Raw genomic sequence first — 15,610 nt, forward strand, 5'->3', positions numbered from 1 at the left:
AAGCGAGGTACAGGCGGGGCAGCCGGCTCAGGCCTGGGCTTCGGCGACGACCTCGGCGCTCCAGCCGTCGTACCGACCGCCGGCTCGCTGCACGACGTCGAACACCTCGCGGGTGAAGGTCACGGCGCGGTCGTCGTCGAGCGCGTCCTCACGGCTGGCCCGCAGATCGGCCCCCAGCAGACCGTGCCGGGTGACCGTGGCGTCGTAGCCCGAGCTGCGCAGCTCGCCTGCTGCCCGTTCGGCAGCCGCGCGGCGCGGGAAGCCTGCGGAGTGCGTGACCGTCCGCGCGAGGTCGAACCGGTCGCGGAGCTCGCGGCGGGTCACCAGCTGGGCCGCGCAGCGCTGGAGGTGGACGACGAGTCCCGTGTCCATCGTCGTACCTCGGGCCCGGCCTAGCGGGTGCGGGCGGCGGGGCGTCCGCCGCGACCGCGACGGTCGGCGCGCGGGGCACGGGAGGGCAGCACCGCCGCGACCAAGAAGAAGACGATGCCGAAGATGACGACGATCGACCCGATGACCATGAGGGCGATGATGACGGTTTCCATCCGTCCATCCTCCCGGGGTGGCGGGGCCCGCACAAGGCGCGACTCCTGAGCATCCGCCGCCCGCGCCTCCTCGGGGTACGCCTCCCAGCGTCCCTACCATCGTCCTCGGGCAGTCAGTCGTACCACCGGCACGGACCGCACGCCCTCATTCGGCCCGATGTCGGCGGCCGGACGTAGCGTCGAGGTCGTCGGCGCGACGGGGGACGTCGCCCGGCACCACGTCTTCTCCGAGGAGTCCGAGTGACCAGCGACACGACCACCACCCGCCCGACCCTGTTCTGCCTGCACGCCCTCGGCATGAGCCGACTCGAGTACGGCCCCGTCACCGACGCACTCGGCGACGACTTCGAGGTGGTCGCCCTCGACCTGCCCGGCTTCGGCGACGCCACCACCGCCGACGGCGTGACCGTCGACGACATGGTCCGCCAGGTCACCCGGCAGATCCGCCGGCACGGCGCCACCCGCTGGCTGCTCGTCGGCCACAGCATGGGCGGCAAGATCGCCTCGATCGTCGCGGCCCGCACGCTCGCCGGCCAGGGCGGGCTGTTCGGCCTCGCCGGGGTGGTGCTGCTCGCGGCCTCGCCCCCGTCTCCCGAACCCATGGACGAGCAGAACCGCGAGCAGATGATCGCCGCGGCCGCCGACGGGCCCCTCGGCCCCGACACGGCCCGCGCCTTCGTCGACGACAACGTGGGCTCACCCTTGCCCACGGCGCTCGACGACCAGGCCCTCGCCGACCTGCACCGCACCTCCCCCGAGGCGTGGACGGCCTGGTTCGACCGCGGCAGCCGCGAGGACTGGTCGGCCGAGGTCGGCACCCTCGACCTGCCCGCCCTGATCGTGGCCGGCGGCGCCGACGGGCCGCTCGGCGAGGACGCCCAGCGTCGCCTCAACGGCTCCGTCTACCCGCGCGCCACGCACCTGACCCTCGACGGGGCCGGCCACCTGCTGCCGCTCGAGCGTCCGGCCGAGGTCGCTTCGGCCGTCGTCGACTTCTGGCGCGACGACGCCGGGCGGACTCCGGTGTTGTCGGACGACTTCGCCCGCGTCATCGCGTCGAGCCGCACCGCCTCGAACACCCGCGGCATCCTCGCGAAGCGAGCCGTCGCCGACGACCCGCGCTACGCGCCGCAGGTGCTGACCGAGGCCCAGCTGACCACGCTGCGCGCCGTCGCCGCCCGCGTCGTGCCGCAGGACGACCCCGACCACTCGATCGACCTCGCCGCCCGGGTCGACGCCCAGCTGGCCGCGGGCCAGGGCGACGGTTGGCGCAACGCCGACCTGCCGACCGACCCCGAGGCCTACGCGCTGGGCCTCGACGCCCTGGCCGACTTCAGCGACCTGACGCCCGAGCAGCAAGACGCGCACCTCACGCCCATCGTCGCGGGCGAGGCACCCGCGACGGACTCCTTCTCGGCGGAGCAGCTGACCGCGTGGTTCGAGGACTGCCGCGTCGACCTGGTCAAGGCCTGGCCCGCCCACCCCGCGACGATGGAACGCATCGGCTTCGACGGTTTCGCGAACGGCCGTGCCGGTCGCGCCCTGCAAGGATTCAGCCGGCTCGGCGCCGGCCAACGAGAAGGCTGGGAACCAGCCATGGAGGTCACCCGATGAAGCTCGACGGACAACGCACCTACGACGAGTCCGAGGTCGTCGACGCGGTCGTCATCGGCACCGGAGCCGGTGGTGCCCCGATCCTGGCGAAGCTCGCCCTGCAGGGCTTGAAGGTCGTCGCCCTCGAGGCGGGCCGCAACTTCGAGCCCGACGAGTACACGCAGGACGAGATCGAGGCCGTCCAGATCAACTGGATGGACGAGCGCCTCAGCGGCGGCGAGACCCCGACCGCGTTCGGCCAGAACAACAGCGGCAAGGGCGTCGGCGGCTCCACCCTGCACTGGGGCGCGTTCACGCCCCGCCCCGACGAGCGCGACCTGAAGCTGAAGTCGCTGACCGGCAAGGGCGAGGACTGGCCGGTCGACCACGCCGAGCTGATCGACTACATCGAAGAGGTCGAGCACTTCGTCGGCGTCTCCGGCCCGGCCGACTACCCGTGGGACCCGTCGCGTTCGTACCTGATGCCGCCGCCCGCGCGCAACGCGTCGAGCGACATGATGATCCGCGGCTGCGAGGCCCTGGGCATCCGGGCGACCGACGCCCCCGCCGCCCTGGTCAGCCGTGACTGGCGCCAGGAGCACGTCGGCACCCGCCCGGCGTGCGTCGGCTGCGGCAGCTGCCACCAGGGGTGCCGCAGCGGCGCCAAGGTCAGCATGGACACGAGCTACCTGCCGATGGCCGTCGCGAACGGGGCCGAGATCCGCCCCGAGTCCATGGTCACGGGCATCGAGCTCGACGAGGCCGGCGAGGTGTCGGCCGTGGTCTACGTCCGCGACGGCGTCGAGCACCGCCAGCGCACGGCCGCGCTCTTCCTCTGCGCGGGCGGTGTCGAGACCCCGCGCCTGCTGCTCCACGCCGGCATCGCGAACAGCAGCGACCAGGTCGGCCGCAACTTCATGGCCCACGGCGCCACGCAGGTCTGGGGCACCTTCGACACCGAGATGCGCGGCTACCGCGGGTACCCGTCGTCGATCATCACCGAAGACACGATGCGGCCCGACGGCGTCGACTTCGTCGGCGGCTACCTGATCCAGAGCCTCGGCGCGATGCCCCTGACGCTGGCCACGACCCTGGCCCGCGGCGCCGGCCTGTGGGGCCCCGGCCTCGTGAAGGCGCGCGACGACTACCGCTTCATGGCGGGCGTCGGCATCCACGCCGAGTGCCGGCCGGGCGGGCAGAACCGCCTGACGCTGTCCGACGAGGTCGACGAGTTCGGCATGCCCAAGGTCGTCGTCACGTTCACGCCGGGCGAGAACGAGAAGGCGATCGACGACCACGCCGTCGAGACCATGACGGCCATCGTCGAGGCGGCCGGCGGGCGCGACATCCGCGTCCTGGCCCGCACGGCGCACACGATCGGCACCTGCCGCATGGGCACCGACCCGGCGACGGCCGTGGTCGACCCCGACGGACGCAGCTTCGACGTGCCGAACCTCTGGATCGCCGACAACTCGGTCTTCCCGAGCGCCGTCGTCGCCAACCCCGCGCTGACGATCATGGCGCTCGGCCTGCGTACCGCCGACCGCTTCCTGGCGAGCGCCGGGCTCTCGGGCGCCGTCGCCGGCGAGCGCGTCGGCGCGGACGTCTCGCGCGTCGTCGACGCGGCCTGCCCTGCATCACGCGAGCCGCGCCTCCTGAGCCTCCCAGCCCAGGAGGCGCGGGTCGCGTCGTCGGGGGACGTCCGTCGGTGGGCTGACGGGATGGTCCTCCCGGCGCACGGTGTGGTCCCCGAGGAGGACGCGGCCCGTCGGGCCGGTTCGTACGCTCGAGAGATGGCCTCACGAACGCTGCACCGGGCGATCGCGGCATCGCTGGCAACCGTCGTCGTCGCGTGCGGCCTCACGTCGTGCTTCTTCGCCGAACCACCGCCCGAGGGGTCCGAGGAGTCCCTGGCCGAGCTCGCCGATCGGATCGCGGCCGTCGACGGCATCGACTCGGTCGAGACCCGCCTGCAGCAGCGTGACGCGAAGGACGATCCGTTCACCTGGGACGCCCACGTCGACGTCACCGCGGACGGCTCCGACCTGGCTGTCGCCACCCTCGTCGACGACGCGGTGGGCGACGGCGTCACGGGTACCACCCTCGACATCGACCTCGACGTCCCCGGCGGCCCGGGCCTCGCCCCGGTCACCGTCGATCCGACGTCGGAGACCCGCGTCGCGCTGGCCGGTGCCCTGCGCGTCGAGAGCGCCCTCGCCTCGATCGACACGACGCGGTACGCCTTCACGGGGGTCGTCGCATCCGGGCGATCGTTCGCCGACGCCGCGGCCGCCGTCCAGCCCCACCTCGGCACGGCCGACCCGCCCTTCACGGTGCGGCTCGGCCAGGCCGCGACCACGACGTCCGTCGCCCCGTCCGTGGCCCTGACCCCGACCTCACCGGCGCCGACGATGCTCGCGACGATCGACGCCGTCCTCGCCCTCGACGGCGTGACCGAACTCGCCTTCGTCCCCGGCGACGCCACGGCGAGCACGCGACCGTCGCTGCGCATCTCGACCTACGCCCCCGACGTCGTGGTCACCACCCTGCGGGGTGCAGTCGACGAGCAGGCCGACTCCGGGGTCGCCCGCCGCACGGGCTTCTCGGTGCAGCGGCCGGACGCGGCCACCCCGGAGACGGGCTGGGTCGGCCTGCCCCTCGGCGCACCCGAGCCCGACGACGGTCCAGAGCCCCAGCCGGGCGACGTCGGTGAGAACCCGTTCGTCAACGAGGGCCCGCTCGCCGAACTGCCCGAACAGGAGGCCGCCGTGCGCGCCTACGTCGAGGCATCCGTGGCGGCGACGGGAGTGCCGGCCGAGGTCGAGACCAGACGCGAACTGTGCGAGACCGAGTTCGGCACGCGAGTGGTCGGGTCGGTGCTCGTGCCCGTGTTCACCGTCTACGACGACGCGCAGGACCCGTTCGACGCGGTCATCGACGGGTGGTCGGCCGACGGGTTCCACCAGGCCGGTCGGGCCATGGGCCGCGACTACTGGTCCGCGCCACCCGGCCGTCCCGACGGCATCGAGTCGGCGAGCATCCGCGGCACGGCCGACGGCTTGTCGTTCGGCGTCCAGACCGGGTGCCTCTCGTGACGCCGCCCGTCGAGTGGTCGCGAAGCGTCCCTCCTGCTGTGACGAGGGCCGGTTCGCGACCACTCGACCCGCGGGACGCGCGCTCGGGGCGTGCGCGACGGCTGCGGACCGCGACAACCGTCACGGCGGTCGCGGCGGCCACGACGGTCGTGCTCGGCGTCGTCGCGAAGCTCGCCGTGCCCGGGCTGGCGGGCGACCTGCTCGGCTCGGTCCTCTACACCGTGCTGCTCGCCCTGCTGCTCGCGCTCGTCGCCCCGCGCCTGCCCGCCGTCATCGTGTCCGGTGCCGCCACGGTCGCCTCGGTCGGGGTCGAGCTGCTGCAGCTGACCGGGCTGCCCGCCGCCGCGTCGGCCGCGTTCCCGCCTGCGGCCTGGGTGCTCGGCTCGACGTTCGCGGCGACCGATCTGCTCGGGTACCTCGCCGGTGGGGTCTCGGGACTGGTGCTGCTCCGGGTGCTGCGCCGCGCCTCCTGACCCCCTCCCCCCGGGAGGCGCGGGTCGAGTGGGCGCGGAGTGTCCTTCGTCGAGACGCGAGGGACGTCTTCTGCCCACTCGACCGGCGCGAGAGCCAGGGCCCGCGCCAGAGCCAGGGCCGGGGCCTCAGCTCGCGGAGGCCCGCCCGCGCCAGAGCAGCCAGACGAAGTACGGCGTGCCGATGACGGCGGTCAGCAGGCCGGCGCCGAGCTGCGCCGGGGCGATCAGCGTGCGGCCGAGCACGTCCGCGGCGCAGACCAGCACGGCACCGAGCAGCACGGCCACGGGCAGCACCCGCGCGTGCCGCCGTCCGACCAGCGAACGCGCGGCGTGCGGGGCGACGAGCCCGACGAATCCGACCACGCCGACGGCGGCCACGGCCGTCGCCGTGAGCAGCACCGCCAGCGCCAGGAAGACCAGCCGCGACCGCGACAACGAGACCCCGAGGAGGCGCGGGGTGTCGTCGTCCACCCCGAGCAGGTCGAGGCGACGACGCAGCAGCACGACCACGACGAGGGCGGCCACGAGTACCAGCGACACCGGCAGGGCGTCGTCGAGCGTGCGGCCGTAGGTCGAGCCGGACAGCCAGGTGAGCGCCTTGGCGCCGTTGAACGGGTCCGTCAGGACGATCAGCAGGCTGATCGCGGCCGCCGTCGCCGTCGAGACGCCGATGCCGATCAGCACGAGCCGGTTCTGCGGGAAGCCTCCGCGTGAGGCGAGGCCGAACACGACCACGGCCGCGGCGACGGCCCCGGCGAACGCCCCACCCGCGATTCCCCAGCCCGTCGCGAGCGGCACGGTGGTGACGAGCAGCACGGCCCCGAGGCCGGCTCCGCCCGTCACGCCGAGGATGCCCGGCTCGGCGAGCGGGTTGCGGGTGACGGCCTGCACGAGCGTGCCGGCGAGGGCCAACGCCGCACCCGCCGCCAGGGCGGCCGCGACCCGCGGCACGCGCGTGTCGAGCACGTAGGTGACGACGCGGCCGGACCGACCGGTCACCCAGTTGGCGACGTCGCCGAGCAACAGCTTGGCGTCGCCGAGCAGCACCGAGCCGAGCACGACGGCGACGAGGGCGGCGAGCACGACCACGAGGACGACCACGAAACGCAGGCGCGAGACGACGGGGTGCCGGTCGGTCGGGGTGACGCCGCCGTGGTCGCGGGCCCGGAAGGCCAGCACGACGAGGACGACCGCCCCGAGCAGCGAGGTCACCACGCCGGTGGGCACCTGGACCGACGTCTCAGCACCGACCAGGGCGCGCAGCAGCACGTCGGCGCCGAGCACGAGGGCGGCGCCGGCCAGAGCCGCGAGGGGCAGGAAGACGAGGAAGCGACGGACGGCGGGCACGGCCCGACGCAGCAGCCGGACGAGGGCGGGGGCGCAGAGGCCGACGAAACCGATCGGCCCCGCGAGGGTGACGGCGGCGGCCGAGAGCAGCACGGCGGCGAGGACGGTCACCACGCGGGTGGTGCGGACGTCGACGCCGACGCTGCGGGCGGCGTCGTCCCCGAGGGCGAGGGCGTCCACGCGGAGGTTCACCGCGACGAGCACCAGCAGCCCGACGACGATCACCGGGGCGAGCTGCACGACGCCGTCGAAGCCGTTCTGCGAGATGCTGCCCTGGCCCCAGGCGTAGAGCCCGGCGGTCTGCTGCGGGAAGAGCAGCAGGAGGGCACTGGTCACCGAGGCGAGGCCGAGGGCGAGGGCGCTGCCGGCGAGCACGAGCCGCACGGTGCCCGCTCCGAGCCCGGACACGGCGAGCACGAGCCCCGCGGCGAGCAGCCCACCGACGAAAGCGACGCCGGACGACGCGAGCAGGGGCAGGCTCAGCCCGGTGACGGCGGCGAGCGCGAGCGCGACGTAGGCCCCGGCGTTCACGGCGAGGGTGTCGGGCGAGGCGAGCACGTTGCGGCTCATCTGCTGCAGGGCCGCACCGGCGGCGCCGAGGGCGACGCCGACCAGCAGGCCCGCGACCATCCGCGGGAGGCGCGAGGCCACCACCACGGACGCGTCACCGGCCGTCGCGGTGCCGGTCAGCGCCTGCCAGACCTGCCGGGCGCCGACGTCGGCGGTGCCCTGCGTGACGTCCACGAGGGCGAGCACCACGACGACGGCGACCAGCGCGACCGTCACGCCCACCGACCCGAGCGTGAGCCGACGGGGGGCGGCGAGCCGCGCCTCCTGGGCTCGTGCCGCGCGCAGCGCCCGCTCGTCGGGCCCGGCGGCGGGCTCGTCGAGCCGGGACGGCGCGGGGTCGGGGGGGGTGACGGGCGTGCTCACGGGGCCGGTTACTTCGTCAGCGTCGACACCAGCGAGTCGACGTAGGCGGTCATCGCGGCCGGGCCACCGAACATCCAGACGCCGTCGGCGAGGCGGGGCACGTCACCGGACTGCACGAACGGCAGCGACGTCCAGACGGCGTTCGAGGCGAGCGACACCGCGAACGGGTCGTCGGCACCGGCGGCCGTGTTGTCGATGTAGAGGAACTGCACGTCGGCGGGCAGCTGCGTGAGGCCTTCGACGTCGGTCGTGGCGAGGCCGTACGCCTCGTCGCCCTCGACGGTCCAGGCGTTGGTCAGACCCAGCTCTTCGGTGACGTCGGCGACGAGCGAGCCCTTGGCGTAGGGCCGGATGCTGACCTGGCCGGCGTCGACGTACCCGTCGGCGAAGGCGAACGGCGTGCCGGCGAGGCCGGCGTCGGCGAGGGCCTGCTTGCCCGACTCGACGGCGTCGGTGAACTCCTTCTTCACCTCGGTCGCCTTGTCCTCGGTGCCGGTCGCCTTGGCGATGAGGTCGAGGTTGTCCATGCTGTGCTCGATCTGGCGCGAGGCGTCGGCCGAGGTGACCTGCAGCACGGGAGCGATCTCCTTCAGCTGCTCGACGGCGTCGGCGCTGAGGCCGTCGGTCGCGACGATCAGGTCGGGCGCGAGTGACGCGACGGTGTCGAGGCTCGGCTCGCCGCGGGTGCCGATGTCGGTCGGCTCGTTGGTCAGCGGCACGGCCGCGTCCCACTCGTTGTATCCCTTGACGTCGGCGACGCCCACGGGCTCGACGCCGAGGGCGACGAGGTCCTCGACGACGTTCCACTCGGTGCCGACGACCTGGGACGCCGGGCCGTCGAGGGGGATCTCGGCCCCCGTGCCGTCGGTCAGGGTGATCTGCTCACCGCTGCCCGAGGTCGGACCGGCATCGGCCGACTCGGTGGTGCCGCAGCCGGCCAGGGTCAGGGCCGCGGCGGCCGCGACGGCGGTGACCGTCAGCAGTCGGCGCACGGGGCGGCGGGCGGGCCCGCCGGAGCTCGGGGTGTGGCGGGGCGTCGTCTGGGGGCGCTGGGTCACGGGTGGTGTCTCTCTCATCGGACGGGCGTCTCGGCCCGGGTGTGGTGTCGGCCGATCGCGCGGGTGCGCAGGTGGCCGGTGGTGGGGTCGGTGTCGACGTCGATGCGGATGCCCCAGACGTCGGTCAGGAGGCGCGGTGTCAGCACGTCCCCGGGGTCGCCCTCGGCGACGATGCGGCCCTCGCTCAGCACGACGATGCGGCCGGCGAGCGCGGCGGCCTGGTCGAGGTCGTGCAGGACGACTCCGACCGCGATGCGGCCCGAGTCGGCCAGGTCACGGACCAGGTCGAGCAGTTCGACCTGGTAGCGCAGGTCGAGGTAGGTGGTGGGCTCGTCGAGCAGCAGCACCCCCGTGTCCTGCGCGAGGCAGCTGGCGAGCCAGACGCGCTGCAGCTGCCCGCCCGATAGCTGGTCCACGCCGCGGTCGGCGAGGTCGGCCACGCCGGTGAGCTCGAGAGCCCGGTCGACGGCGGCCGGGCCGTCGGGGTCGGAGCGTCCCCAGCGGCCGCGGTGCGGGTAGCGGCCGAACTCGACGACGTCGCGCACGCTGAGGCCGCCGGGGGTCGGGCGCCCCTGCGTCAGCAACGCGACGCGCTGCGCGAACTGCCGCAACGACAGCTCGAACGCGTCGACGTCCTCGCCCGTGCCCGTGCCCGTGTTCTCGCGCGCGTCGGGCCGGTCGAGTGGTCGCGAATCGTCCTTCCCCGAGGCGCGAACGACGTTCTCGGACCACTCGCCCCCTTCAGGAGGCGCGGCGAGGGTCAGCGAGCCCGTGCGCGGCTTCTGCAGTCGGGCGAGGGTGCGCAACAGGGTCGACTTGCCGCTGCCGTTCGGGCCGACGAGGGCGGTGACGCAGCCGGGCCGCAGCTCGAGGCGGGCCCCGCGGACGACGTCGACGCCGTCGTAGGCGACCGAGACGTCGTCGGCGCGGAGGGCGGCCGAGGAGGATGCGGTGGCCGCGAGGGGCAGGTCGGTGGTCACGTGCTTAGGTTAGCCTAACCTCACCCCGTAGCCGCAACCCGGCCTCTCGACGTCGAGCCGACAAGCGCCTCCCGGTCCCCTCGGAGCGGGGCTTCCGGGTGAGGCGCTCGATGGGACAGGATTCAGCGGTGTTCGTCCCCGCCTCGCGCTTCATCCGATACAGCAACACCCTTCTCGGCGTCATCGTCGCCGGCTTCGGGGTCCTCGCAGGAGCCTCGGGATACGAGGGCCCTGCGGACGTCGGCTTCGTGGTCGCCATCGCCGCGGTCGGTCTCGTCGCGGGAGCAGTCCTCGTGATGCGCTCTCTCTCGCTCGGCGTCTCATGCGAGCCGCAGGCGTTCGTCGTCCGAGGACTCTTCCGCAACCGACGCATCCCGCTCGACGCCGTCCGCCGGATGCCCGGGCCGGAATCGGTGGGCACCCTGCCCTGGATCACCTGGACGAGCCCTCGTCTGCCCTGGCGCGCCACTCCCCTGACGGCGTTCTGGGTGTCGGGGCCGTTCGCGCCGCTGGTGTCGGCCGAGCCGACCAGGGCGCTGCTCCGGCTGCACCGGCACTGGAAGCACCACCGCTCGGAAGGTGTGGAGGGACATCCCGTCGTGTCGTGACGCCCGCGGGGCCGACAGAGGTCTCGCCTATCGTGGTGACCGCTCCTCCGCCCGACGACGAAACGAGCCGCATGTCCTCCCGCGCCCTCTCGGCCTCCCTCGCGATCGCCGCCACCCTGGGCCTCGGCCTCGCCGCCTGCTCGACGCCCGGGGCGTCGGCCCCCGCCCCGAGCCCGACCGCCACCCCGGTGCCCTTGCCCAGCCCGGTCGCCGCGCCCGACCTCGCGACCCCCGAGGTCGAGTCCGCACTGGCCGACCTCGAGACCCGGTACGACGCGCGCGTCGGGCTCTCCGTGCTCGACACCGGCTCGGGCGCGACCCTCGACCACCGTGCCGACGAGCGCTTCGGCTACGCGTCGAGCCTCAAGGCGTTCGCCGCGGCGGCCCCGCTCGACGCGACCGACGACGCCGACCTCGACCGCGTCGTCACCTGGACCCAGGCCGAGGTCGACGCCGCCGGCTACTCGCCGCTGACCGGTCAGCACGTCGCCGACGGGCTCCCGCTGCGGCAGCTCGCCGAGGCGGCCGTGCGGCAGAGCGACAACACGGCGCTGAACCTCGTGCTCACCGAGCTCGGCGGCCCGACCGGGCTGGACGCCGCCCTCGCCGCGCAGGGCGACGACGTGACCGACGTCGTCCACGGCGAACCCGAGCTCAACACGCTCACACCGGACAGCACGGCTGACACGACCACGCCCGCCGCCTTCACCGCCACCCTCGCCCGCATCTCGGACGGCGACTGGCTCGCCGCCGACGACCGCGCCACCCTGCTCGAGTGGATGTCGGGCAACGCGACCGGCGACACCCTGATCCGCGCCGGCGCCCCTGACGGCTGGCAGGTCGCCGACAAGTCCGGAGGCGCGGGCGGCATCCGTAACGACGTCGCGATCGTGGTCCCCCCGTCGGGCGACCCCGTGGTGATCTCGGTCCTCACCACGCGCAACGACCCGGCCGCGACCTACGACGACGCCCTGGTCGCCGAGGCCGCCCGCATCGCCCTCGCCGCCGCGGCCGCCGCCCGCTGACGCGGCCCCGGAGGCGTCGGGGGCGGGGGCAGGTGGTCGGTGATGACTCATCCGGACGGGCGAACTCTCGATGTGCGCTCCTGCGGCACCGTCGGTGTGAACGCCATGGACAGCTCGGGCGTCTCGGGCTAGAGTCGATGCGTAACCACTCGGATGTTTCGACTACCGAGCGCGGCCCCCGAGAAATCGGGGGCCTGCACTTTTTAAGACCACGTCTTGGGCTTGCGGATCGTCCGTCCGGTACCGGTCGTGATTGCTGCAGGGAACTGCGAAGCAGCAAGACTGCCTCGGCGGATCTGCCGGACCGATTCGAGGCCAGCTGCACTGAACGCCTTGTTGTACTGCGAGCCCACCACAGACACAAGGGCCACGGCGACACCCCTCTGACTGAGCATGTGGACCGGAGGGACGAGATCCGAGTCGTTCGTCACAACGGCGTACGAGTCGGCGCGTCCCTCGAACGCATCCACCAAGAGATGTGAGGCCAGCGCCACATCGCTGCCCTTCTCTTCGGGCCGCTTCACTCTGACCGTGACCACCCGGCCACTGGCATCCAACTGCTCGGGGTGCAGGGGCAGGAACTGCTTGTTGAACTGGAACGAACCCTCGATGATCTCGACACGCGTCGTTCGCAAGGCCTCCCAGTAGATCTGTTGCCTCTGGCCGATCCCGGGGTTGTTCGTCAACGGTTTGAGCTTGGCCGTGAAGTACTTGACCCCCACGACGTCCCTGTGTGGGAAAAGACGCGCGGCCAGAGTCGCGAGATCGAGCCAGTGGACGAGCCCGAACGGCGCGGGTGTGCCCCCAGGGCCATCGATCCGCAGCTCGTCCGCGAGTTGGTTGGGCACACCGTCCGCCGCACACCCCGCCACCACCTGTTCGCCCCGCGTTCACGCGGCCTCCCCCGGGACGTCGCCGCGCCTCCTTAGCGTGCCCAGCGGGCCGCCCGGTCCCCCGTCGCCGTCCCCGGCGAACCCCGGCCCCGCACCCGAAGGACCCACACCGCATGATCGACAAGCGCCTGCTCGTCTCGGCAGCGACCCTCAGCATCGCCGCCCTCGCCCTGACCGGCTGCTCGGCGAGCGCCGACGCCGACAGTGCAGGAGGCGCGGCGAACGGCACCGACGCCGCCACCGCCACCGCCACCAGCGCCGAGGCCTTCGGCGGCATGGACGCCCTCGTCAGCGCCGCCCAGGCCGAGGGCGAGCTCAACGTCATCGCCCTGCCCGACACCTGGGCGAACTACGGGAAGATCATCGACGGGTTCGAGGAGAAGTACGACATCACCGTCAACTCGGACAGCCCCGACGTCTCGAGCGCCGAGGAGATCACCGCCGCGCAGAACCTGAAGGGTCAGGACACCGCACCCGACGTCTTCGACCTCGGCTCGGCCGTCGCCCTCGCCAACCTCGACCAGTTCGCGCCCTACAAGGTGTCGACCTGGGACGACATCGCCGACGACCACAAGGACGCCGACGGGAAGTGGGTCTACGACTACACGGGCCTGATGTCGGTCGGCTACGACGCCGACGCCGTGCCCGCCCCCGAGAGCCTCGACGACCTCCTCGGTGGCGACTACGAGGGCAAGGTCGCGATCAACGGGGACCCGACCCAAGCCGGTGCCGCCGCCGCGGCCGTCGAGTGGGCCGCGCTGCAGTCCGGCGGCAGCGCCGACGACGTCAGCACGGGCGTCGACTGGTTCTCGAAGCTCTCCGACGCGGGCAACTTCCTGCCCACCGACCCGACCCCGGCGACCATCGCCTCGGGCGAGACCCCGGTCGTCTTCGACTGGAGCTACAACAACCTGGCCGCCGCGGCCGACGCCGGCGGACGCGACTGGAAGACGGCCGTGCTGCCCGGCACCGCGCTCGGCAGCTACTACAACCAGGCGATCAACGTCGACGCCCCGCCCCCCGCCGCAGCCCGCCTGTGGCAGGAGTACGTCATGAGCGACGACGCGCAGAACCTGTACCTCGCGGCCGGCGCCTACCCCGTCCGCCTCGCGGCGATGACCGAGGCCGGCACCGTCGACCAGGACGCCCTCGAGAAGGTCGGCGAGCAGCCCGCCGACACCGTGCAGTTCACGGCCGAGCAGACCGAGGCCGCCTCGAAGGTCCTGGCCGACACCTGGGCCACGGCGATCGGCTGATGGTGACGACGTCGACCCGCGCGGCGGACACGACCGCCGACGTGCGGTCGGCGCACGAAGGGGGCGGCGGCGGCCTGTCGACCCGCGCCTCCTCGTCCTCGTCCTCCGACGGCGTCGGCCCCTCGCGGGGTCGGCGCCGTCCGGCGGCGTGGTGGGGGCTGACCCCGTTCGCCGTCTGGGTGCTCCTCTTCCTGATCGTGCCGTGCCTGCTCGCACTCGGAACGGGCTTCGTCGACGGCGACGGCGCCCCCACGCTCGACAACCTCGCGGCGCTCGGCGACCCGCTGATCGTGCGGGCCTTCGCCAGCTCGGCCGCGGTCTCGGCCGTCACCGCGGTGGCGGGGGCCGTCGTCGGAGCCGTCGTCTGCTGGGGCCTCACCTCGCTGCGCCCCGACGGAGCCGTCCGCAGCGCGATCGACGCCGCGTCGAGCGTGCTCGCCCAGTTCGGCGGCGTCAGGCTGGCGTTCGCCTTCATCGCGACGATCGGCATCCAGGGCGTCGTCACGCGGCTGCTGATCGACGTCGCCGGCGTCGACCTCTACGCCGACGGGGTCTGGTTCTACCAGGTGCCCGGGCTGCTGCTGCCCTACCTCTACTTCCAGGTACCCCTGATGGTGATCACCTTCATGCCCGCCGTCAGCGGCCTCCGCCCGCAGTGGAGCGAGGCCGTCGCCACGCTCGGCGGCACCCGGTGGCAGCACCTCGTCCGCGTGGTCGTCCCGGTGCTCGCCCCGGCGTTCGTCGGCAGCCTGCTGCTGCTCTTCGCCAACGCCTTCTCGTCGTACGCGACCGCCGCCGCCCTGATCAGCCAGGGCGCGCAGATCGTGCCGTTGCAGATCCGCGCCGCTCTCATCAGCGAGACCGTGCTCGGCCGCGAGAACGTCGCCGGCGCGCTCGCGCTCGGCATGGTCGTCGTCATGGCCGTGCTGATGACCGGCTACTCGCTGCTGCAGCGCCGCACCGAGCGGTGGCAGCGATGAGCGCGCGGACGACGAACGCCCCGCGGTCGACGAGCGCAGGAGGCGCGGGCACGGTCGCGCGCCGCACCGCCCTGGTCGTCGTGGGAGCCCTCTTCGCGGTGCCGATCGCGGCGATGGTCGCGTTCTCGCTGCGCAGCGCCGACGGCACGGGTCACGACCTGGACCACTGGCTGGCGATCGTCGACCCCGAGAACGAGCGGATGTACCGCAACCTCGTCGAGGGAGTCACGAACTCGCTGCTGCTCGCCGTCGTCGCGGCACTGCTCGTGCTCGTGCTGCTGGTGCCGGCCATGGTGCTCGTGCACCTGCGCTACCCGCGCCTCGTGCGGCCGCTGGAGTTCGTCTGCCTCGTGCCGATCACGGTGCCGGCGATCGTGCTCGTGGTCGGCCTCGCGCCGGTCTACTCGGTCGTCTCGCGGGTGGCAGGCTCGGGCGCCTGGACGCTGGCCCTCGCCTACGGCGTCACGGTGTTGCCCTACGCCTACCGGGCGGTCCAGTCCGACCTGGCGGCCACCGACCTCCGCACGCTGACCGAGGCCGCGCGCACGCTCGGCTCGAGCTGGCCGCGCACGATGGCCCTCGTTGTCGTGCCGAGCCTGCGCCGGGGCCTGCTCGCGGCGGCGTTCATCACCGTGGCCGTGGTGCTCGGCGAGTTCACCATCGCCTCGCTGCTCAACCGCGTGAACCTGCAGACCGCCCTGGTGCAGGTGTCGCGTTCCGACCCCTACGCCGCCGTGATCCTCGCCCTGATCTCGCTGGCCTTCGCCTTCGTGCTGCTGCTCGTGATCGGCCGGGTCGGAGCCCTCGGGGCCGCCCGCCCGATC

General features: G+C 73.4%; 14 protein-coding genes. 8 read left to right on the forward strand and 6 right to left on the reverse strand.

The features are described from left to right. Window positions 1-27: 27 nt before the first annotated feature. Together AEQ27_RS06630 and AEQ27_RS17740 are read right to left on the reverse strand one after the other, a co-directional pair. Complete coding sequence (locus AEQ27_RS06630) at window positions 28-372, reverse strand: ribonuclease E inhibitor RraB (RefSeq protein WP_054145938.1); 345 nt, start codon at window positions 370-372, stop codon at window positions 28-30. Between the two features lie 20 nt (window positions 373-392). Next, on the reverse strand, window positions 393-545 hold the full coding sequence (locus tag AEQ27_RS17740; protein WP_156155479.1) for a hypothetical protein: 153 nt from the start codon (window positions 543-545) through the stop codon (window positions 393-395). Window positions 546-785: 240 nt separating this feature from the next. Here AEQ27_RS17740 and AEQ27_RS06635 point away from each other — a divergent pair, with 240 nt between their 5' ends. Genes AEQ27_RS06635 through AEQ27_RS17745 form a run of 3 tightly spaced genes read left to right on the forward strand, consistent with a single transcriptional unit; the run spans window position 786 to window position 5,706 of the window. Further along, on the forward strand, window positions 786-2,159 hold the full coding sequence (locus AEQ27_RS06635) for an alpha/beta hydrolase (protein ID WP_054145939.1): 1,374 nt from the start codon (window positions 786-788) through the stop codon (window positions 2,157-2,159). Further along, on the forward strand, window positions 2,156-5,233 hold the full coding sequence (locus AEQ27_RS18055) for a GMC oxidoreductase (protein WP_200908333.1): 3,078 nt from the start codon (window positions 2,156-2,158) through the stop codon (window positions 5,231-5,233). Before AEQ27_RS06635 ends, AEQ27_RS18055 begins: the two co-directional genes overlap by 4 nt. After that, window positions 5,230-5,706 (forward strand): DUF2809 domain-containing protein, encoded by a 477-nt coding sequence (locus AEQ27_RS17745; protein WP_161805501.1) that lies wholly within the window; start codon window positions 5,230-5,232, stop codon window positions 5,704-5,706. Before AEQ27_RS18055 ends, AEQ27_RS17745 begins: the two co-directional genes overlap by 4 nt. A gap of 126 nt (window positions 5,707-5,832) precedes the next feature. Here AEQ27_RS17745 and AEQ27_RS06650 read toward each other — a convergent pair whose 3' ends face one another. The 3 genes from AEQ27_RS06650 to AEQ27_RS06660 are packed head-to-tail and all read right to left on the reverse strand — an operon-like array spanning window position 5,833 to window position 10,024. Next, complete coding sequence (locus tag AEQ27_RS06650) at window positions 5,833-7,986, reverse strand: iron ABC transporter permease (RefSeq protein WP_082383308.1); 2,154 nt, start codon at window positions 7,984-7,986, stop codon at window positions 5,833-5,835. An 8-nt stretch (window positions 7,987-7,994) separates the two neighbouring features. After that, window positions 7,995-9,044 (reverse strand): iron-siderophore ABC transporter substrate-binding protein, encoded by a 1,050-nt coding sequence (locus AEQ27_RS06655; protein ID WP_304437573.1) that lies wholly within the window; start codon window positions 9,042-9,044, stop codon window positions 7,995-7,997. Window positions 9,045-9,058: 14 nt separating this feature from the next. Next, a complete protein-coding gene (locus AEQ27_RS06660) occupies window positions 9,059-10,024 on the reverse strand; it encodes an ABC transporter ATP-binding protein (RefSeq protein ID WP_304437574.1) in 966 nt (321 codons plus the stop codon). 128 nt (window positions 10,025-10,152) lie between these two features. Between AEQ27_RS06660 and AEQ27_RS06665 the strand changes: the two genes are divergently transcribed. Both AEQ27_RS06665 and bla read left to right on the forward strand, forming a co-directional pair. Further along, a complete protein-coding gene (locus AEQ27_RS06665) occupies window positions 10,153-10,632 on the forward strand; it encodes a hypothetical protein (RefSeq protein WP_054145941.1) in 480 nt (159 codons plus the stop codon). 71 nt (window positions 10,633-10,703) lie between these two features. Then, window positions 10,704-11,657 (forward strand): class A beta-lactamase, encoded by a 954-nt coding sequence (gene bla, locus AEQ27_RS06670; RefSeq protein ID WP_054145942.1) that lies wholly within the window; start codon window positions 10,704-10,706, stop codon window positions 11,655-11,657. Between the two features lie 203 nt (window positions 11,658-11,860). On the opposite strand, the gene AEQ27_RS06675 is transcribed toward bla, so the two are convergent. Beyond that, on the reverse strand, window positions 11,861-12,379 hold the full coding sequence (locus AEQ27_RS06675; protein ID WP_161805502.1) for an NYN domain-containing protein: 519 nt from the start codon (window positions 12,377-12,379) through the stop codon (window positions 11,861-11,863). Window positions 12,380-12,663: 284 nt separating this feature from the next. Between AEQ27_RS06675 and AEQ27_RS06680 the strand changes: the two genes are divergently transcribed. The 3 genes from AEQ27_RS06680 to AEQ27_RS06690 form a co-directional block, all read left to right on the forward strand. Continuing rightward, a complete protein-coding gene (locus tag AEQ27_RS06680) occupies window positions 12,664-13,806 on the forward strand; it encodes an ABC transporter substrate-binding protein (protein ID WP_054145944.1) in 1,143 nt (380 codons plus the stop codon). Further along, on the forward strand, window positions 13,806-14,786 hold the full coding sequence (locus AEQ27_RS06685) for an ABC transporter permease subunit (protein ID WP_152970220.1): 981 nt from the start codon (window positions 13,806-13,808) through the stop codon (window positions 14,784-14,786). Before AEQ27_RS06680 ends, AEQ27_RS06685 begins: the two co-directional genes overlap by 1 nt. Further along, window positions 14,783-15,610, forward strand: an 828-nt coding sequence (locus AEQ27_RS06690; RefSeq protein WP_082383309.1) for an ABC transporter permease subunit, incomplete at its 3' end; no start/stop codon positions are given. The genes AEQ27_RS06685 and AEQ27_RS06690, both read left to right, overlap by 4 nt.

It is taken from the genome of Frigoribacterium sp. RIT-PI-h, assembly GCF_001297205.1.
GTDB lineage: Bacteria > Actinomycetota > Actinomycetes > Actinomycetales > Microbacteriaceae > Frigoribacterium.

What these genes read in the sequence shown, in the direction of transcription:
- AEQ27_RS06630 (WP_054145938.1), bottom strand. Translation starts at nt 372, where the DNA reads ATGGACACGGGACTCGTCGTCCACCTCCAGCGCTGCGCGGCCCAGCTG.
- AEQ27_RS17740 (WP_156155479.1), bottom strand. Translation starts at nt 545, where the DNA reads ATGGAAACCGTCATCATCGCCCTCATGGTCATCGGGTCGATCGTCGTC.
- AEQ27_RS18055 (WP_200908333.1), top strand. Translation starts at nt 2,156, where the DNA reads ATGAAGCTCGACGGACAACGCACCTACGACGAGTCCGAGGTCGTCGAC.
- bla (WP_054145942.1), top strand. Translation starts at nt 10,704, where the DNA reads ATGTCCTCCCGCGCCCTCTCGGCCTCCCTCGCGATCGCCGCCACCCTG.
- AEQ27_RS06680 (WP_054145944.1), top strand. Translation starts at nt 12,664, where the DNA reads ATGATCGACAAGCGCCTGCTCGTCTCGGCAGCGACCCTCAGCATCGCC.
- AEQ27_RS06685 (WP_152970220.1), top strand. Translation starts at nt 13,806, where the DNA reads ATGGTGACGACGTCGACCCGCGCGGCGGACACGACCGCCGACGTGCGG.